The 19,377-nt window shown below is 69.7% G+C and carries 15 protein-coding genes; 7 read left to right on the top strand and 8 right to left on the bottom strand.

Annotated elements, in window-relative coordinates; genetic code table 11:
- Both OXR08_RS05090 and OXR08_RS05095 read left to right on the top strand, forming a co-directional pair.
- The coding region (locus OXR08_RS05090; protein WP_267348264.1) for a glycoside hydrolase family 2 TIM barrel-domain containing protein at positions 1 to 2,235 on the top strand (2,235 nt) is incomplete at its 5' end.
- Positions 2,205 to 4,505: a S9 family peptidase gene (locus OXR08_RS05095; RefSeq protein WP_267348266.1), complete on the top strand. Its 2,301-nt coding sequence runs from the start codon at positions 2,205 to 2,207 to the stop codon at positions 4,503 to 4,505. The genes OXR08_RS05090 and OXR08_RS05095, both read left to right, overlap by 31 nt.
- On the opposite strand, the gene OXR08_RS05100 is transcribed toward OXR08_RS05095, so the two are convergent.
- Genes OXR08_RS05100 through OXR08_RS05120 form a run of 5 tightly spaced genes read right to left on the bottom strand, consistent with a single transcriptional unit; the run spans position 4,502 to position 9,409 of the window.
- A complete protein-coding gene (locus tag OXR08_RS05100; protein WP_267348268.1) occupies positions 4,502 to 5,926 on the bottom strand; it encodes an efflux transporter outer membrane subunit in 1,425 nt (474 codons plus the stop codon). The genes OXR08_RS05095 and OXR08_RS05100 overlap by 4 nt on opposite strands.
- Positions 5,923 to 6,795, bottom strand: a complete 873-nt coding sequence (locus OXR08_RS05105) for an HlyD family secretion protein (RefSeq protein WP_112382338.1) — start codon at positions 6,793 to 6,795, stop codon at positions 5,923 to 5,925. The genes OXR08_RS05100 and OXR08_RS05105 overlap by 4 nt, the downstream gene beginning before the upstream one ends.
- Positions 6,792 to 7,025 carry a DUF1656 domain-containing protein gene (locus tag OXR08_RS05110; protein WP_112382337.1) on the bottom strand — a complete coding sequence of 78 codons (234 nt, stop codon included), beginning with the start codon at positions 7,023 to 7,025 and terminating at the stop codon, positions 6,792 to 6,794. The genes OXR08_RS05105 and OXR08_RS05110 overlap by 4 nt, the downstream gene beginning before the upstream one ends.
- Positions 7,022 to 8,944 carry an FUSC family protein gene (locus OXR08_RS05115; protein ID WP_267348272.1) on the bottom strand — a complete coding sequence of 641 codons (1,923 nt, stop codon included), beginning with the start codon at positions 8,942 to 8,944 and terminating at the stop codon, positions 7,022 to 7,024. The genes OXR08_RS05110 and OXR08_RS05115 overlap by 4 nt, the downstream gene beginning before the upstream one ends.
- 3 nt (positions 8,945 to 8,947) lie before the next feature.
- Positions 8,948 to 9,409, bottom strand: coding sequence for a MarR family transcriptional regulator (locus OXR08_RS05120; protein ID WP_205411590.1), 462 nt, complete (start codon positions 9,407 to 9,409; stop codon positions 8,948 to 8,950).
- A gap of 160 nt (positions 9,410 to 9,569) precedes the next feature.
- Here OXR08_RS05120 and OXR08_RS05125 point away from each other — a divergent pair, with 160 nt between their 5' ends.
- Positions 9,570 to 11,045 carry an FAD/NAD(P)-binding protein gene (locus OXR08_RS05125; RefSeq protein ID WP_267348276.1) on the top strand — a complete coding sequence of 492 codons (1,476 nt, stop codon included), beginning with the start codon at positions 9,570 to 9,572 and terminating at the stop codon, positions 11,043 to 11,045.
- Between the two features lie 13 nt (positions 11,046 to 11,058).
- Positions 11,059 to 11,988: an AEC family transporter gene (locus OXR08_RS05130; protein ID WP_267348278.1), complete on the top strand. Its 930-nt coding sequence runs from the start codon at positions 11,059 to 11,061 to the stop codon at positions 11,986 to 11,988.
- 4 nt (positions 11,989 to 11,992) lie between these two features.
- Here the strand turns inward: OXR08_RS05130 and OXR08_RS05135 are convergent, their stop codons facing one another.
- Positions 11,993 to 14,482, bottom strand: coding sequence for an EAL domain-containing protein (locus OXR08_RS05135; protein WP_267348280.1), 2,490 nt, complete (start codon positions 14,480 to 14,482; stop codon positions 11,993 to 11,995).
- Between the two features lie 246 nt (positions 14,483 to 14,728).
- On the bottom strand, positions 14,729 to 15,658 hold the full coding sequence (locus OXR08_RS05140) for a DUF808 domain-containing protein (RefSeq protein ID WP_267348282.1): 930 nt from the start codon (positions 15,656 to 15,658) through the stop codon (positions 14,729 to 14,731).
- A 149-nt stretch (positions 15,659 to 15,807) separates the two neighbouring features.
- On the opposite strand from OXR08_RS05140, the gene OXR08_RS05145 reads away from it, so the two are divergent.
- A complete protein-coding gene (locus OXR08_RS05145) occupies positions 15,808 to 16,335 on the top strand; it encodes a gamma carbonic anhydrase family protein (protein ID WP_267348403.1) in 528 nt (175 codons plus the stop codon).
- Positions 16,336 to 16,344: 9 nt separating this feature from the next.
- On the opposite strand, the gene OXR08_RS05150 is transcribed toward OXR08_RS05145, so the two are convergent.
- Positions 16,345 to 17,112, bottom strand: a complete 768-nt coding sequence (locus tag OXR08_RS05150; RefSeq protein ID WP_267348284.1) for a class I SAM-dependent methyltransferase — start codon at positions 17,110 to 17,112, stop codon at positions 16,345 to 16,347.
- A gap of 215 nt (positions 17,113 to 17,327) precedes the next feature.
- Between OXR08_RS05150 and OXR08_RS05155 the strand changes: the two genes are divergently transcribed.
- Together OXR08_RS05155 and OXR08_RS05160 are read left to right on the top strand one after the other, a co-directional pair.
- The gene (locus OXR08_RS05155) at positions 17,328 to 18,038 is read left to right on the top strand and encodes a response regulator transcription factor (RefSeq protein ID WP_112382331.1); all 711 of its coding nucleotides are present in this window, start codon (positions 17,328 to 17,330) and stop codon (positions 18,036 to 18,038) included.
- Positions 18,035 to 19,372, top strand: a complete 1,338-nt coding sequence (locus OXR08_RS05160; protein ID WP_267348285.1) for an ATP-binding protein — start codon at positions 18,035 to 18,037, stop codon at positions 19,370 to 19,372. Before OXR08_RS05155 ends, OXR08_RS05160 begins: the two co-directional genes overlap by 4 nt.
- Positions 19,373 to 19,377: the final 5 nt, after the last annotated feature.

The raw sequence follows: 19,377 nt of genomic DNA on the forward strand, positions 1-19,377 counted from the left end.
GAAGGGGTGCCGGATGCGCAGCGCATGGTGACGCTGGCGGGCGACATCGCAGGGGTGCGGGCATGGAGCGCGGAGGCGCCGTCGCTCTACACGCTGCTGGTCGAACTGCTCGATGCGCGGGGGCGGGTGATCGAGGCGACGAGCCGGCGCATCGGGTTCCGCACGGTCGAGATCGCGGGCGGCGAGGTGCGGGTGAACGGCCGGCGGATCATGATCCGCGGCGTCAACCGGCACGAACATGACCCCCACACGATCCGGATCGTGTCCAACGCCACGCTGCGCCGCGATCTGGAACTGATGAAGGCGGGCAACGTCAACGCCTTGCGATTGTCGCATTATCCCAATGACGAGCGCATCTATGCGCTGGCGGACGAGGTCGGTCTGTACCTGATGGACGAGGCCGATATCGAGAGCCACGGCTATCTCAGCCTGTTCCAGCAGACGGGGGACGAGAGCGTGCTGCTGGGCCACAGGCCGGAATGGAAGGCCACGCATCTCGACCGGGTGCAGCGCATGGTGGAGCGGGACAAGAACCACCCCTCGATCATCTTCTGGTCGCTGGGCAACGAGACGGGAACGGGGCCGAATTTCGAGGCGGCGGCCAAGTGGGTGAAGGCGCGCGATCCGTCGCGGCTCGTCAGCTTTCTGGGGCACAGCATGAGCGGCTGGGGCCATCCGGTGAACGACTATGTCGACATCTTCGCGCCCATGTACGACGATATCGAGAAGATCGCCGATTATGCGGTGCGGCCGGAATTCAAGCAGCCGCTGATCCTGTGCGAATATGCCCATGCTATGGGCAACAGCCTGGGCAATTTCCAGGATTATTGGGACACCATCCGCGCCCACCGCAAGTTGCAGGGCGGCTTCATCTGGGACTGGGTGGACCAGACGCTGATCCGCAAGGACGCCGCGGGCCGCGACTATTGGGCGCAAGGGCCGGACTTCGAAAACAAGGGCGGCGACGACAGTCCGGTGGGCGACGGGGTGATCCGGTCCGACCGCACGCCCGACCCGGAATATCACGAAATGGCCAAGGTCTATGCGCCGATCGGGTTCGAGCGGATGGCGCCGGGCTATGTCGTGGTGAACCGGCACGATCATGTCGACCTGTCCGGCTACACGCTCGATTGGGCGATGCTGGAGGACGGGGTCGAGGTGGCGCGGGGGAATATCCCGGTGCCCGTGGTGGCGCCGGGGGGACGTGCCCCGCTGCAACTGACGCCGCCTGCGGCGCGCGATCCGGCGGCGGAACGGCGGCTGGTGCTGCGCGCGCGGGCGAAGGCGGGGGCGATCCCGCTGGTCGATGCGGGACATGTGGTCGGCTGGGAACAGTTCGCGCTGACCGGGCCACGGAACCTGCCGGCGGTCGCGCAGGGCGCGGCGCCGGTCGACGGGGGCGCGGTGCTGCGGCTGGCGGCGGGCGGCGCGGTGCTGGAGGTGGACAAAGCCAGCGGGCTGCTGCGCGGCTATGCGCGCGGCGGGCGGATGCTGCTGACCGGTGGCGCGCCCGATTTCTGGCGGGCGCCAACCGACAACGACATCGGCGCGAACGTGCCGACCAGCCATGCGATGTGGAAACAGTTCAGCGAGCACCGGCGGGTCGATGCGGTGCGTACAGAGGGCGATGCCATTGTTGTGCTGCACGACATGGGCGTGGGATCGGTGAAGATGGAGACGCGGTGGACGATGGCGGCGGACGGCACCGCGCGCGGGGACGTGACGTTCACGCCGATCCGCGACGACCTGCCCGATCCGCTGCGCGTGGGGTTGCAGTTCCGGACACCGCCCGCGCTCGACCGGGTGCGCTGGTATGGCCGGGGGCCGCATGAAACCTATGTCGACCGCCGGACGAGCGGGTTGATCGCCCAGTGGGGCGGCACGCTGGCCGAGCAATATCACGGCTATGCCCGGCCGCAGGAGAGCGGGACGAAGCAGGATGTGCGCTGGATCGTGCTGGAGGACGAGGGCGGCCAGGGGCTGAAGCTGACCGGCGCGCAGCCGCTGGCGGTGAATGCGCTGGCGTTTCCCTATGCGGACCTGGCCATGCAGCCGGCCGGCAAGGCGCATAGCTCGGACATCCGCCCGCATGGCGACGGCACGCTGCTGGTCGATGCCGCGCAAGGGGGTGTCGGCGGCGATACCGGGTGGAGCCTGGATGGGCGGGCGCACATGCAATACCGGGTGCCGCTAAAGCCGATACGTTGGTCGTTCACGCTGGGGGCGGCACGATGAAGGCGATGCTGATCGCGTTGTCGCTGATGCAGGCGGCGGCGCCGGCGTCGGACGGGGCACAGGACGCGACCGAGCGTTCGATCGACTTGCGCGATCGGTGGCAGTGGCTGACCCGCGACATCGCTTTTCCGGCGGAGTGGGACGGCGACGGGCGACACTTCCATTATCGTAAGACGGTGGCGGGCGGCTTCGCGTTCGTCGATGTCGATGCAACGACGCAAGGCAGGCGGCCCGCATTCGATGCCGCCGCGCTGGCGCCGGCGCTCGCCAGGGTGCTGGACCGGCCGGTCGATCCGCTCCGCCTGCCGTTCGAGCATTTCGCGTATCAGGACGGGCGGGCCGCGATCGTCGCGATGATCGACTACCAACCCTATCGCTGCACGCTGGTGGCACCACAGTGCGAAAAGCTGGTGGATCGACACCGGCCGCGCGGCTTCGGCGTGGTACGCGACCTGAGCGCGCCGGCGCTGAACGACCCGCAAGCCTCGCCCGACGGGCGGCTGGAGGCGCTGGTCATCGACGATAATCTGGTGGTGCGCGATGCAGGCGGCGGGCGTGAGCATTGGCGCAGCGCCGATGGCAGCGCGAGCGACTTCTACGACCCCGAAAGCATCGCCTGGGCGCCGGATGGCCGCCATGTCGCGGCGTACCGGGTACAGCCGGGCTATCGCCGGATCGTTACGCGCGTCGTCGCCGCGCCGCCGGGCCGGGTGCAGCCGGTGCTGGCCGAGCAGCTTTATCCCAAGCCCGGCGATGCGGTGGACCGGGAGCGGCCGGTGATCTTCGACACCGCGAGCGGGCGGCGGACGGAGGTGGCCGATACGCTGTTCCCCAATGCCTATACCCTGTCCAATCTACGCTGGCGCAAGGACGGGCGCAGCGTGGCCTTCGACTATCTCCGGCGCGGCTTCGATCAGGCCAAGGTCATCGCGGTCGATGCGGATAGCGGCGTGGCGCATGCCGCGGTGACGGAGGATACGAAGACCTTCGTCCATGCCGAGCGGCGCTTCCTGCATGACGTCAACGATGCCGGGCGCGAGCTGATCTGGGCGTCCGAGCGCGACGGGTGGCGGCACCTGTACCTGATCGACGGCACGACCGGGCGGGTGAAGCGGCAGATCACCAAAGGCGACTGGGTGGTGCGCGATATCGCGCATGTCGATGATGCGAAGCGCCGCATCTGGTTTTCGGCAAGTGGGGTGACGCCGGGCGAAGACCCGTATCATAAGCACTGGTTCCGGGTGGATTTCGACGGGCGCAACCTCGTTCGCCTGACGGACGGCGACGAGATGCACGAGGCGAGTTTCTCGCCCGACGGGACACGCTTCGTCGATGTGCACTCGCGTACCGACCGGCCAGAGGTCGCCGAACTGCGCGACGGGGATAGCGGCCGGGTGCTCGCGCTGCTGGAGCGCGGCGATGCCAGCGCGCTGACCGCGGCGGGTTTCCGCCCGCCCGAGACGTTCGTCGCCAAGGGGCGCGACGGCCGCACCGATATCTGGGGACTGGTGGTGCGCCCGCGCGATTACGATCCCGCCAAGCGCTATCCGGTGATCGAGAACATCTATGCCGGCCCGCACGACAGCTTTGTGCCCAAGGGCTTCTGGCCGTTCGGTGGCTTTTCCGGCGGCGATAAGGCGATGGGGATGCAGCAGATCGCCGATCTGGGTTTCGTCGTGGTGATGATCGACGGCATGGGGACGGCGAACCGCTCCAAGGCGTTTCATGACGTGGCGTGGAAGAACCTGGACGATTCCGGTTTTCCCGACCGGATCGCGTGGATCAAGGCGCTGGCAGCGAAGGACCGGGCGGTCGATATCACGCGCGTCGGCATCTATGGCGGATCGGCGGGTGGGCAGAGCACGCTGAACGCGCTGCTGTTCCATCCCGACTTCTACAAGGCGGGTGTCGCCTATGCCGGGTGTTTCGACAACCGGATGGACAAGATCGAGTGGAACGAACAGTGGCTGGGCTGGCCGGTGGACCAGAGCTATCTGGACGCTTCGGGGGTGATGCATGCGGCAAAGCTGCAGGGACGCTTGCTGATGGTGGTGGGGGAGCAGGACTCGAACGTCGACCCCGCCTCGACGATGCAGGTGGTCGATGCGCTGATCCGGGCGGACAAGGATTTCGAGCTGCTGGTGGTGCCCAATGGCGAGCATGCGGCGGGGCGGACGACCGGGCCGGTCCGCTATGCGCAGCGGCGGCAATATGACTTCTTCCGCCGCACGCTGCTGGGCGAGCAGACGCCGAACCGGAACGCGCGCTAACCCTGTTGCCAGCCGCCGCCAAGTGCCAGGAAGAGCTGGACCTGATCGGCGGCGAGGCGGCTTTCGGCGGCGGCCAGCGTCTGTTCGGCGGTGATCGCCGTGCGCTGCGCATCGAGCACGGGGAGGAAGCCGCTGCGCCCGGCACGAAACAGCGTTTCGGCGTCGCGCGCGGCGCGGTCCGCCTGTGCGCGGGCGTCGCGCAGGGCCGCGGCACGGTCGAGGTCGCGGGCGTAGATGGTGAGCGCGCTTTCGGTTTCGCGTAGCGCGTCCAGCACCGTGCCGTCGAAGCGGGCATAATCCGCGTCGATCTCCGCCTGTGTCGCGGCGATGCGGGCGCGCACGCGAGTGCGGTTGGGGAACTCCCAGTTGATGAGGGGGCCGAGGGAGAATTTGAAGGTGTCGCCGGCGAAGAGGTTCCGGGCGAGGCCGACCGAGCCGAGCGAGGCGCCGAGCGAGATGCGCGGGTAGAGGTTGGCGGTGGCGACGCCCAGCCGGGCGGTGGAGGCGTGGAGGCGCCATTCCGCCTGACGGATATCGGGGCGGCGGGCGATGAGGGCGGCGCCGTCGCCGATGGGGATCGGGCGGTCGAGCGTCGGCTCGGCGGTGCAGGCGGCGGCCGCGGCGTCGATCTGTGCGGGCGGGTGGCCGGTGAGGGTGGCGAGGCGGAACAGGGCGACCTGACGGGCGGCGAGCAGGCCGGGCAGAGTGGCGCGGACCTGTGCCTCCTGCGCGGCGGAGCGGGTGGTGTCGAGCGAGATGCCGCGGCCGGCGCGCACGAGGCGGCGGGTAAGGTCGGTGGTGCGGCGTTGCAGGGCGAGCGCGCGCTCCGCCACCGCGATCTCGCGCGCGGCGGAGCAGGCGGCGAGATAGGCGCGCGTCGTATCCGCGGCGACGACCACGCGGACCCCGTCGCGGGCGGCCTGGGTCGTGGCGAGGTCGGCGTCGGTGGCCTCCACCGCGCGGGCGATCTGGCCGACGAGGTCGATCTGGTAGGAGACGGCGGCGCCGCCCGAATAGACGAAATTGGCCGGCAGGGCGGCGCCGGGCAGCAGTTCTTCCTCGGCGGAGCGCTGTCCATAGGCGCCGGCACCCTGCAGCGCGGTCTGCGGCTGGCGATCGGAACGGGCTAGATCGCCGGCGGCCTGGGCGCGGGCGATGTTGGCGGCGGCGATGCGCAGGTCGGTGTTGTGGGCGAGGGCGTCGGCGATCAGGCGGTCGAGTGCGGGGTCGCGGTAGAGTTGCCACCAGCGGTCGGGGACGGGGGCGGGGCGGAAGGCGGCGGCGTCGCCGCTGACGAAGTCCTGACGGGCCTGGGGCCTGTCGGCGATGGCGTCGGGCGGGCGGTGATAATCGGGGCCGGCAGTGGTGCAGGCGGTGAGCAGCGCGGCGGCGAGTGCGGGGAGGACAGCGCGGACGGTCATGCGCGGTTACCCTGCGGCTGTACCTCGACGGTGGCGGTGCGGCCGACGACGAGGGAGGTGCCCTGCGGCACCGCATCGATCGCGATGCGCACCGGCACGCGCTGCGCGAGGCGGACCCAGCTGAAGGTCGGGTTGACGTTGGGGAGCAGGGTGCCGCCGGCGCTGCGATCGCGATCCTCGATCCCGGCGGCGAGGCTTTGCACATGCCCGCGGATCGGCCGGTCGTCGCCCATCAGGCGAACCGCCACAGGATCGCCGACATGGATGCGGGGCAGCTTCGTTTCCTCGAAATAGCCGACGATGTGGAGCGAGCCGCGGTCGATGATCGCAAACATCGGCCGCCCGGCGGTGGCGTAGTCGCCGGGGCGCATGCCGAGGTTCGACACGGTGCCCGCGACGCTGGCGCGGACGGTGGTGCGCGCGAGATTGAGCTGGGCGGTGTCGAGCGCGACGCGCGCCTGCGCCAGGGCGGCGGCGAGTTGCGCGACGCGGGCATCGCCCTGTTCGCGCACCTCGCCCGCAACGAGGTCGCCGAGCGTGCGGTTGCGCTGCGCTTCGCGCCGGGCCTGGGCAAGCTGGACCTGCTGCGCGGTCAACGCCGCCTGCGCCTGCGCCACGGCCAGGCGGTAGCGCGGGCGATCGACGATGAAGAGCGGGGCGCCGGCCGCGACCGGCTGGTTGTCGCGCACCAGCACCTCGGTGACGAGGCCGGACACGTCTGGTGCGACCTGTACCACGTCGCCGCGGATGCGGCCGTCACGGGTCCAGGGATCTTCCTCGTAATGGCGCCACAGCCGCTGGCCGCCGATCGCGGCGAGCGCGACCACGCCGAGCGTGACGAGGATACGGACAATGGGAAGCATTTTCATGATGACAGGCCGAAGGCGGTGGGGAGGGGGGTGTGGGTGAGGATGGCAGCGAGGCCGGCCCACAGGATGACGGTAAGGGCGACGTCGAAGAGGCCGCGGTGCCAGACGAAGCGGTAGAGGCCGAGGCGGCCGAGCGCCCAGCCGGCAAGCTCGGCCGCGGCAAAGGCGAGAACGGCGGCGATAAGCAGCGGGTGGACGAGCACCCCGGCGATGGCGATTTCCCCGGTCATGCGGCGTGTCCCGGTACCCAGGCGGCGGCGTCGGGGAAGGCGTTGCGGCGCAGGCCGGTGAGCGCGGCGAGCAGTGGGCGGGCATGGTCGCGCCAGGCGGTGTCGATCGCATCGTCGAGGCGGGCGAGCAGCGGGGCGGCGTCGCGGCGCCCCGCGACATGGGCGGCGATGTCGGCGCGCAAGCTGCCGGTGGGGCCATCCTCCAGTTGCGCGAGGGTGACGCCGAGGCGGAGTTCGCGCAAGGTGGCGGCCGCCTCGTCACGGCCGTCGTCGGTGACGTCGCCGAGGCGCGCGGCGATCAGGCCCACCCGGTCGAGCATGCGGGCGATCCAGCGGGCGAGTGCGGCCGGCGAATGCTGGTCGCGCAGGGCGGCGAGGTCGCGGCGGCCGGCGGCGCGCAGGCGGCGGACCATCGTCCCGGCGCCCAGGCTGCGGAACAGGCGCGTCGCGGCCATGGCGGCGGCGACCCCGACGAGTTGCGCGATGCTGCCGTTGACGAAGCCGGCAAAGTCCGCGGCGAAGCGGTTGGTGAGCGCCAGCCCGCCGACCAGCCCGATCGCCAGCGGCAGTGCGCGGCCGTACCAGCGGGGCAGCGCCATGAACGCGCCGATCGGCAGCATGACGGGGGCAAGGACCAGGACGAGCAGCAGCGGATCGGTGACGCGCGGCAGGATGGCGAACAGGTAGAGGGCGGCGACGGGCAGCGACACGATCGTCCAGATCAGGAAGCTGCGCTGCGCCGGGATGGGGTCGTCCATCGTCGAGAAGAGGCAGCAGACGACCGCAGCGATCATGGCGGCCACGGCACCCTCGGGCCAGGCGGTGGCGATCCATAGTGCGCAGCAGCCGAGCGTCGCGACGAGCGTGGCGAGCGCAGAAAGGCCGGCGAGGCCGAAATCGCGGTGGAGCGCGGCGGTAACGGGGACGGCGGTGATCTTGTATGCGGAAGGATCGTCGAGCGAACGGGTGAGCGCGCGCGCGTCCTGAAGCGCGTCAACCAGTTCAGCGAGGCGGTGGAGCAGGTTGAGGCGGACGAGATCGTCCCAGCCGGCAAGCGGGAGCGCCTCTGCGCGCGCGAGGCAGCGGGCGCGGATGTCGGCAGCGTCACCCTCGCCCGCAGCGAGGGTGCGGACGGCCGCGAGTTCGTCGGCGATGCCGTCGGTGGTGCCCAGGCTGCGCATCCGGTCCTCGATCGCGGAGACGAGGGGGAGCATGAGCGCGAAGCGCTGGCGCAGCGCGGCGAGGAGCGCGCGAGTCGGGCGGCGTGCGGCGGTGTCGAAGGGGATGTGCGTCGCCATGACGTGCAGTTCGGTGACGTCGGCGGCCATGCGGCGGCGTTCGCGCGCGGTGCGGGCGGGGGGATGGAGCGAAAGCGCGTCGGCGATCCAGCTTTCCGCCTCGGCCAGCAGCGTGGCTGCGCGGGCGGCGAGCAGCGGCGTCACGCTGCGCGGAAAGACGACGGCGTGGACCAGGGCGGCGCAGATGACGCCGATGCCGATCTCCTCGGCACGCAGGACCGCGGTGTCGAACACGGTTTCGGGGTGCGACACGCTGGGAAAGCCGATCAGCGCGGCGGTGTAGCCGGCGAGCAGGAAGAGATAGGAACGCGGCGTCCGGTCGAGCAGCGAGACGAACTGGCACAGGCCGACCCAGGCGGCGAGGGCGAGCGAGAGCAGCACCGGGCTGTTCGCCAGTGGCGGCATCAGGATCACGGTGGCCGCGGCGCCGACGATGGTGCCGGCAAGCCGGAACACCGCCTTGGACCGGACGGCGCCGCTGAGCGGCTGGCTGGTGATGTAGACCGTCATCATCGCCCAGAACGGGCGCTCCAGCCCGAGCGCGAAGGAGGCGAACAGCGCCAGCATCGCGGCAGCGAAGCAGTTGACCGAAAAGATCAGTTCACGACGGCCGAGCGGCATGGATCAGCCCTGGTCCGTCGCCGCAATGGCACGCGAGAGCCGTTCCAGCACGCACACGGCCGTCGCGACATCCTCCGCCGCGATGCCGGCGAACAGGCGCGCCCGGATCGCAGCGGATTCCACCTCCGCCTTGGCGGCCAGCGCCTTGCCGGCGGGGGAGAGGTGCAGCGTGCGGGCGCGCTTGTCCTGCGGATCGACACGGCGCTCGACCAGGCCGTCGCGCTGCATCGCATCGAGCATAGGCACCACCGAAGGCGCCTCCACGCCCAGTTCCTCGGCCAATGTCCCCTGACGCACCCCGTCGCCGAGCCGGCCGAGCAGCATCACGGCAAGTGCGGTGGAGTGGGACAGCGACATCGCCGCCAGTCCGCGATCGACGTGACGGCGATAGGTGCGCGCGAGCGGCATGAGCAGCGCCGTGAACTGGCGCTCCATGAAGGCGGAAGAAACCATATAGATAGCCATCTATCTATTTATTGCCGCTGCGGCAAGTCGGCCATGTCGACAGGGCCGGATCGTTTGGCCGCTAATGTGAGTTAGGGCCGAGGTGGGCGGAACCCCTTCGCCCTCGATCACCGGACGCGGCCATGTTCGTGTTCGGGCGATCGGCGAAGGAGTGGCGGATTTGCGGACCCTGGACGTGACGATTGTCGGCATGGGCGCGTGCGGTGTGGCGGCATTCGCCGAAGCGGTGGCCCGGCTGCGCTATGAGCGGGACACGCGGGTGTCGTTCCAGTTGATCGAGCGGGACGATCCGGCCCGCGGGCTGGCGTTCGGCACCGACCAGCCGGGACACCGGTTGAACACCGAATCCCGGTTGATGGGATTATATGACCATGAAGCCGGGGATTATCGCCGCTGGCTGGAGGCGCGCGAGCCACTGGAGCCGGACAGCGTCGTCTATGCGCGGCGCAGCGAGTATCGCCGGTATCTGAACCATGTGCTGGACCGTGCGCTGGCCGATGCGCAGGACGCCGGGATCGCGGTGACGCAGCACCGGGACGAGGCGGTGCGGATTGACGGTAATCCGGCGCGGGCGACTGTCGCGCTGGCCGGCGGTGGGCAGGTGGCGACCAACGTCGTGCTGCTGGCGATCGGCACGCCGCAGGCGGAACGCTTCGGCGACCTGGACGGCAAGCCCGGCTATTTCGACTTTCCCTGGCCGTCCGAGCGACTGGCCAAGGGCATAGCGCGGGATGCGTCGGTGACGATCCTGGGCAGTTCGCTGAGCGCGATCGATACGCTGATGACGCTGCTGGACGAGGGGCATGAGGGCCCCGTCCTGATGGCGTCGCGCGACGGCATGTTGCCGCGCGTGGAGATACCGTCGCCGGAGAACGGGTATGAGCGCCGCCACCTGACGCTGGAGGCGATCCACCGGCGGTTGCGGACGCGGGGGCGCTGCTTTTCGGTGGTCGATCTGGTGCGGCTGTTCCGGCGCGAGGTGGAGGATCTGGTCGGCCATGCGGTCGACTGGCGTGCGGTGGATCGGCGCGGCGGCGATGCGGCGGCGGGGCTGCGCGAGGATATCGACGCGGCGCTGAGCGGGGACGAGCCGTTCCAGCGCATCCTGACTGCCGCCCGGCACGACGCCACCGCGATCTGGAACCTGTTGCGGCCGCTGGATCGCAAGCGGTTCGGCAAATGGGTGGGGCCGCATTTCGCGACGATGCGCTTCGTGATGCCGATGGTGAATGCCGAGCGTATCCGCGCGGCGTTCGACCGCGGGCAGTTGCAGGTCCGCGGCGGCGTGGTGGATACCAGCGCGCGCGAAGGGGGCGGGTTTCGCACGACTTTCGAAAATGGCGAGGATCATGACGCGCCGGTGGTGGTGAATGCGACGGGCACCGCGATGGCGCTGGAGGAAATGCGCGAGCCACTGATCGCGGACCTGCTGCGCCGCGAATGGCTGATGCCGCACCCGGTCGGCGGGGCGCGCGCGCATCGGGGATCGGGGCGCATCATGACGCGCGATCCGGCATCGCCCCGGCTCTACGGCGTCGGGCAGTTGCTGAACGGCGAACTGCGCGACACCAATTCGGTGTGGTTCAACGTCGAAACCGCCGCGCGGGCGGTGGACGACATCCTGCACCTGCGCTGATGAGGGCCGATCGATGAACCCCTTGGGCGCGATCGCAAGCCATGTGCTGCCGCTATACGGCGTGCTGCTGTTCGGATGGGCGATCGGCAAGCATACCGGCGGGCTGGCGCGCTGGATTTCCGGGCTGCTGGTCTATGCGCTGATTCCGGTGCTGGTGCTGGGCAATGTGCAACAGGCGGAGGTGGCGCAGATCGCGATCATCACGCCGCTGATGTTCGCGGTCGCCGCTGCGATGAGCCTGCCGGCATGGTGGCTGTCGAAGCGGATCGACGAGGATTTCGACCCCCGGCTGCTGTCGGCGTCCTTTTCCTTCTTCAATGTCGCGTTTTTCGGCATCCCGGTGGTCAAGGCGCTGTTCGGCGAGGCGGAGATATCGACGGTGGTGTGCGCCTATATGGGCAGCGCGCTTTATGGCGACACGATCGGCTATTATCTGATCGCGCGCAGCAAGGTGGGCGGCAAGCGCGCCGCGACGCAGGCGCTGCGCGTGCCGCTCGTCTATGCGATGATCGCGGCGATCGTGCTGCGGGTGTGGGAGGTGCCTTTGCCCGCCGTGATGGACACGGTGCAGCCGGGCGTGTCGCTGGCGGTGTCGGTGCTGGGCATGGGCGTCGTCGGGCTGGGGCTGGGGCAGGCGGGCGAAGGTCAAACCGAGCCGCGATTGCTGGCCAAGATCCTGGCGCTGCGGCAGGTGAGCGCGGCGGTGCTGCTGGCGCTGGCGCTCGGCATCGAGGCGCTGGCGGTGGGGACGCTGGACCGGCAGGACCGGATCATCGTCGGTCTGGTCGCGCTGTTCCCGATCGCGGCGAACATCACCGTCTTCGCCACGCTGATCGACAAGAACAAGCGCGAGGCGGCGATCCTGATCGGGGCGTCGAGCGCGGTGTCGCTGATCCTCGTCGCGGCGGTGGTGGGGGTCGCGGGCGGGATGCTGATCGGGTGAGCCGCTACGCCTGCACCGTCCGGTAGGTGGGCGCGTTTGCGGGCAGCGGGTGGGGCTCGGCACGGCCGTAGAGGAAGCCCTGGCCCAGATGGCAGCCGAGTGCGACAAGCCGCTCGGCCTGAGCCGGGGTCTCGATCCCCTCGGCCACCACGATCTTGCCGAGGCCCCGGCCGAGCCCGATGATCGCGCGGACGATCGCCAGCGTGCCGCCGCCGACCTCGTCCAGCCCGGCGACAAAGGAACGGTCGATCTTGATCCGGTCGACCGGCATGTCGCGCAGATGGACGAGGCTGGCAAAACCGGTGCCGAAATCGTCGAGCGCGATCTGGATGCCGGCGCGGTGCAGCGTGCGCAGCGTTTCCAGGATCGTGTCGGCGGCGCGGTCGAGCATCACCCGCTCGGTCACCTCGATGCACAGGGACGACGGGGGCACGCCGTAGGCCGCCAGCCGGTCGAGCACCTGCCGCGCGGCGCGGGGGCCGGCGAGCTGGGCGGAGGTGAAGTTGACGCTGAGCATGCGGATCTCGTCCGGCCGGTCGCGCAGCCAGCCCATGGCGAGGTCCAGCACATGATCCTGGATGCGCGCGCCGATCTTCTCGGCGACCAGCACGTCGGCGAAGCGATCGGGCAGCATCAGCCCGTGATCGGGATGGTTCCAGCGGAGCAGCGCCTCGTAACCGCAACATGCGCCCGAGGGGAGCAGGACGATGGGTTGCAGGTCGAGGCGGAACTCGCCGCGGGTGAGCGCCGCCTCGGCATCGCGGGTGAACTCGACCTGCAGGTCGCGCAGGATGCGGAGCAGCGGATCGTAGCGATATTGATGCCCGCGCCCGCGCCGCTTGGCATGGTAGAGCGCCAGATCGGCATTCTGGTAGAGCAGGTCGGGGGCGGTGGCGTCGTCGGGCGCGCGGGCCGAGCCGATGCTGAGCGAGATGGGGCGGGTCTGGCCGAGATAGGTCCATGGCCGACCCTGAAGATCGGTCAGGCGTTCCGCCATCGCTGTGTCCACCTCCGCCGAACCAGGGAAGAGCAGCGCGAACTCGTCGCCGCCGATGCGCGACACATGCGCACCGGGCACGGTGGCGGCGATCTCGACCAGTGCGGTGGCGATGCGTTGCAGCATGGCATCGCCGCCGGCATGGCCCAGCCGGTCGTTGGCATCCTTCAGATAATCGACGTCGATCAGGTACAGCGCGAAGGGCGCGCCGTCGTGGATCAGCGCGCGGGTGGCGTCCTGGAAGGCGGCGCGGTTGCCGAGGCCGGTCAGGAAGTCGGTCTGCGCGGCTTGGCGCAGCGCCTTGGTCTCGACGAGCTGGATCTCGCGCTGCTGCGTTTCCATCGCCAGGGCCTGGCGCAGATGGCGGAAGCGATCGGCGATGGCGAGCGACAGCACCAGCGCCTCGAAGGCGAGCGCGCCGAAGGAGGAGAAGTCGACCAGATCGTTTTGCGGCACCATGCCGAGATTGCGCGCCAGCCGGGCCAGGAACATGCCGATCACCGGCCCCCACCCGACCAGATAGAACCAGACGACGCGGCTGCCGCGCCGGATCGCGATGCCACAGGATATCGCCAGAAGGACGGCGGTGGCGGCGATGACATAGTTCAGCGCCCGGTCGGTGGGCATGACGGGAAATATCGTATCGGCCGCGGCGATGCAGCCGGACACGGCACCGGCCACGGCCAGCGCGCGACCGGCCCTGATGAACCGGCGGGGGATGCAGCCATCCTCCACCACGGTGAAGAAGAACATGTTGCCCGCGCCGATCATGAAGCCGACCAGCGCGTAATCGATGCGCACCGCGAACGGCCCGACCAGACCGGGAAAGACATAGGCCGCCATGTTCGTCCAGACCATGCCATAGGCGAAGGCACTGGCGACCCACAGCACGTACCAGCGCTGGAAGCTCTGGCGCTGCCCGGCGTTGATGACCGAGTTATAGGCGAGGGCGGACAACAGCGCCCCGGCGAACAGGCCCATCAGCGCCAGCCACGGGGCATCCTCGCGCGGCTGTTCCTCCGCCGGGATCCCCTTGAGCTTGCGCATCAGCGACAGGTGATCGATGCGGCGATAGCCGAGATACAGGCGGTCGATGTCGCGCCCGGCCGGGGGGATGGTGAAGCGTAGAACGCCGCCGGGGGCACCGTGGCCGGCCAGCTGACGGGCCGAATGCTCGATGCGGCCCATGCCATTCCGACCGCCTGCAACCACGGCTATACGGTCGAAGCGGGTCTGATCGACCAGCAGGTGCCAGCCGGGGGGCAGGTCACGCAGGCGCGAGGCGTCCAGCCGCAGCCATAGCCATTCCGGACTGTCCTGCGGCGCGTCGGCCCCGCAGGCGTAAGGCGCGGCCACCACCGCCGCGTTCGACGCGCCATCGGGCAGGGTCGCGGTGCACAGGCCGCGATGCAGGTCCACCACCGGCGCGCGGGCGGCGACCGGTGTCGCCCCCAGAGCGAGGAGCAGAACCATCAACATCAAGATCGCCAGTCGCACGCTTTACCTTTGCGGATATCCGTCTACCCGTTCCGGTTCGATCTTTAAACCGGAAACCCCTAACAAATGAATGGTGCCCGGTTGCGGTGCACCATCGATCGTGCGGCGGTGCAGCCTGCGCGGAAGGTATCGAACCGCAGGCGGACGGCGCACAAGCACAGGGCCGCCGGCGGATGGACGATCCGGACGGCGGCCATTTCCGGCAATCTTTTACGAGAATGGCACCGACCGGCGCCATCCCGACCCTCAATGCTTGCGCGGGATGAGGTGCAGGCCGAACACGATGATGCCGCCGACGACGAGGCCGACCACCGCCGAGCCGAGCGCGTTGACCACCCAGGCGACGATGCCATGGACGAAAGGCAGGGCATGGCCCGCCGCCTCCGCCGCGTCGTGCAGCGTGTGCGCGATCGCGCCGAGCCCGAACGTCTCCAGACCGTGAACGATGATGCCGCCGCCGACCCACACCATCGCGGCGGTGCCGATCACCGACAGTGCGCGCAACAGCACGGGCATGGCCTTTACCAGACCGCGGCCGATGCCCTGCGCGGCGCTGCCGCCGGTCTTGACCAGATGGAGGCCGATATCGTCCATCTTCACGATGATCGCGACCGCGCCGTACACGCCCACCGTGATCGCGATGCCGACCAGTGCCAGTGCGATCGCCTGAAGCGGGATCGACAGGTCGGGCAGTTCGCCGAGCGCGATCGCCATGATCTCGGCGGACAGGATCAGGTCGGTGCGGATCGCACCGGAAACCTGCCGGTCCTCCAGCTCCTTGGGATCGGTGATCTCGCTGACTTCCTCGGCATGGGCATGGCCGGACAGCGCCTCGTAGATCTTCTCGGCCGCCTCGAAACACAGATAGGCGCCGCCCAGCATCAGGAGCGGCGTGATCGCCCAGGGTGCGAACGCGCTGAGCAGCAGGGCGCCGGGCAGCAGGAAGATCAGCTTGTTGCGCAGCGATCCGATCGCGATCTTGCGGATGATCGGCAATTCGCGTTCGGGCGACAGGCCGACGACATAGGTGGGCGTGACAGCGGTATCGTCGATCACCACGCCCGCCGCCTTGGTCCCCGCGCGGCCGGCGGCACCCGCGACATCGTCCAGCGATGCCGCTGCCAGCTTTGCAATCATCGCCACATCGTCGAGCAGCGCGACCAGACCCCCTGCCATTCAACATCCCCTGATAGTTGGAGCCGCTGCGCTATCGCCAAACCACGCGGCTTGCACGCGAAATGCGGGAACGGTGGCGCGGGGTGCGCAAGGGGCTATACCGGCGTACCGGCCAAGGGGCCGGGGCCAGGGACGAGGATCGCCGCGATATGCCGCTTTACGCCATTGCCGGACGCCGCCCGACGCTGCACCCGAGCGTGTGGATCGCGCCGGGCGCCGACATCATCGGCGACGCGCATCTGGCGGAGGGGGCCAGCGTGTGGTTCCGCGCGGTGATCCGCGCCGACAACACGCCGATCCGGATTGGCGCGAACACCAATATCCAGGAAGGCACGATGCTGCATTCCGATCCGGGCAGTCCGCTGACGATCGGGGCAGGCTGCACCGTCGGGCATCATGCCATCCTGCATGGCTGCACGATCGGCGACGGCGTGCTGGTGGGCATGGGGGCAACGGTGCTGAACGGCGCGGTGATCGGCGCGAACTGCCTGATCGGGGCCGGCGCGCTGGTGACGGAGGGCAAGGCCTTTGCCGCCGGCAGCCTGATCGTCGGCAGCCCGGCCCGCGCGGTCCGCACGCTGGACGATGGCGCGATCGCCCGCCTGCGGCTGTCGGCGGAGCATTATGCGGCGCGGGGCGCGCATTATGCCGCCGAACTGGAAGAGGTAACGCGCTGACCGACTGCGTCAGTGCGGCTCGTACCGCTCGACCAGAAAGACGCGCGCATGTTCGAAATAGGCGGGCAGGGGGGCGGCGCGCAGGGTAGGGTTGTCGGTCAGGAACTCGACGAACGCCTCGCGCTGGCCCGGCTGGCCATCGGCGGCGCGCCAGCCCCAATCGTCCAGCACGACCACCGCGCGGTCGCGAATGAGCGGCGCGGCAAAGCGGAGCGCCAGGGCAGAGGCCGAATAGGTGTCGCAATCGACCATCACCAGCGATGCTTTCGACATGGTCAGGTTCGCGCGGGTGGTGGCGGTCAGGGTGTCCGAATACCAGCCCTTGACCAGCGTGATCGCGGACAGGTCGACCCCCTTGGTGCGCAGGTGGCGGCGGGTGAGGCGCAGCGGCGAGGCAAAGGCACCGGCGTCCCAGCCTTCCTCCTCCGACCCCGTCGGCATGCCGGCAAAGGAGTCGAAGCCGATCAGGCGGTTCTGGTCAATGCCGCGGCGACGCAGGACGTGGAACACGGCCGCCATCGACGTACCCCGGCTGACCCCGAATTCCAGGTAATCGCCAAATTGATGATCCCGATCGGCCGCGACGAGCCGGTCGAGCGCGGCATCGATGCAGGTGGCGAAGCTCTCCTCAGGCACCAGCGGACGCCAGGGTGCCAACCCCCAGCGGCGCAGCGCCACATGCGCGGCACCGACCGAATCCCTGATCCCCATCTGCCGCAACGCCCAGTCGCCGAAGGTCCGGAGCGACCCCGTGCCCGTGCCGATCGTCTGCATCATCCCTGCACCTTTTCACCGGATCGCATCCGGTCGCGGCCCACCCCCGTCGGCCCGGCACCGGTTATCGCCCGTCGCATGCCGGGGGGCGAGATCGGCAGATGGAGTACCCCGCCCTCCTCGCCATCGACGCGAAAGGATGCCGTCGATCGGCCGGATGGGCGATCCCGCCGCGCCGCCCGTTGACCTGTGTTAACCGCGTGAATAGCGGTAGATGCGTGACCGCACCCACCATCCTGATCGTCGAGGACGACCCCGCCCTCCGGACCCTGACCGCGCGTGCCCTGCAGGAGAACGGCTTTGCCGTCCGCCTGGCCAATGCCGCGCCTGAAATGTGGCAGGCACTGGATACCGGCACGGTCGACCTGGTCCTGCTCGACATCATGCTGCCCGGCACCAGCGGCATCGACCTGTGCCGCCAGATACGCCAGCGCAATCACGTGCCGATCATCTTCATCAGCGCCAAGGGCAGCGAGATGGACCGGGTGGTCGGGCTGGAGCTGGGCGCGGACGATTACCTGCCCAAGCCGTTCGGCACGCGCGAGCTGGTCGCGCGCATCCGCGCGGTGCTGCGCCGGGGCACGCTGGATCAGGAAGCGACGGCGCGCGAGGCGGGTATCCTGCGCTTCGACGGGTGGACCGCCAATATCGCGCGGCGCGAGTTGATCTCGCCCACCGGCGCGCTGGTCGAGCTGACCGGTGCCGAGTTCGACCTGCTGATCGCGTTCCTCGACAATGCGCAGCGCATCGTCGCGCGCGAGCGGTTGATCGAGCTGTCGCGAGCCCGGATCGGCGACAGTTCGGACCGCAGCATCGACGTGCTGGTCAGCCGTTTGCGACGCAAGCTGTCCGGTGCGGGCGGCGCCGCGCCGATCGTAACGGTGCGCGGCGTCGGCTACATGCTGAACGTGCCGGTCGAGCGGCAGTGACACGCTTCCTGCGCCCGTCGGTGGGGGTGCTGGGCCGGATCGTGGCGATCCTGCTGCTGGCGGTGACGATCGAGTTTGCGGTGTCCACCTTTCTGTACGAGCAGGCGAGCCAGGTCTCGGTGCGCGATGACGAGGCGCGGCGGTTGGCGGAGCATCTGGTGGTGGCGAGGCGCGTGCTGAACGAGCGGCCGGCGGCCGAGCGGGACGAGGTGGCGGACGAGCTGACGACCGATCGCTACACGGTGCGCTGGTCGGTCGAGATCCCCGAGCGCGCGCCGATCTCGCCCGAGCTGGACGGCATGCGCGAGCAGATCGTCGAATGGGAGCCGACCCTGGCGGCGACCGACCTGCACCTGCGCCTGGGGTCGCTCGGCCGGCGGTCGATGATCGGGGGCGACCTGCGCCTGGATGACGACACCCGGCTGCTGTTCCGGATGCGCGAGCCGCTCCAGACCTGGGACCTGGCACTGGGCCGCGTGCTGCTGGCGCTGGTGCCGGCGATCGCGCTGATGCTGGTCAGCGGCGCGCTGATCGGGCGCATCCTGCAACCCCTGCGCCTGCTGGCGCGCGCCGCCGACGAGATCGGGCCGGGCGCGCCGCAACCGGTGCCCGAACGCGGCCCGGGCGAGGTGCGGCGGGTGACCGCGGCGTTCAACCGGATGCAGGCGCGCATCACCCGGCTGATGGACGAGCGCACCCGCTCGCTGGCCGCGGTCGGGCACGATCTGCGCACGCCGCTCGCCCGGCTGCGGCTGCGCGCCGATGGCGTGGCCGAGCCCGAGGTGCGCGACGCGATCCGCGACGACATCGTCGAGATGGAGGCGATGGTCGGGTCGATGCTGGCGTTCCTGGGCGGCGAGGAAGAGGCCGAGGAGCCGGTGCTGGCCGATCTGGCGATCCTGTGCGCCAACCTGGCCGACGATGCCGCCGACCGCGGGCGCGACGTATCCTATGCGGGGCCGGATCATTTCGACATGCGGCTGCGCCGGTTCGGCATGAAGCGTGCGCTGACCAACCTGGTCGAGAATGCGCTGCATTACGGCGAACGGGTGACGATCACGCTGGAGCCGACGGCCAAGGCGACCTTTATCCGGGTGGAGGACGACGGCCCCGGCATTCCCGAGGAATCGCTGGCGCTGGTGCTGGAGCCGTTCGTGCGGCTGGACACGGCACGGCGGCGGGACACGGTGGGCTTCGGCCTCGGCCTATCGATCGTGACGCGCACGGTGCAGGCCGAGGGAGGGCGGCTGACCCTGGCGAACCGGCCGGAAGGGGGGCTGTGCGCCGAAATCTGCCTGCCCGTCGCCAGGACGCAGCGCAGCAACAATTTGTAACGCAG

The sequence above is a fragment of the Sphingomonas sp. GM_Shp_2 genome (genome assembly GCF_026540875.1).
GTDB classification, from domain to species: domain Bacteria; phylum Pseudomonadota; class Alphaproteobacteria; order Sphingomonadales; family Sphingomonadaceae; genus Sphingomonas; species Sphingomonas carotinifaciens.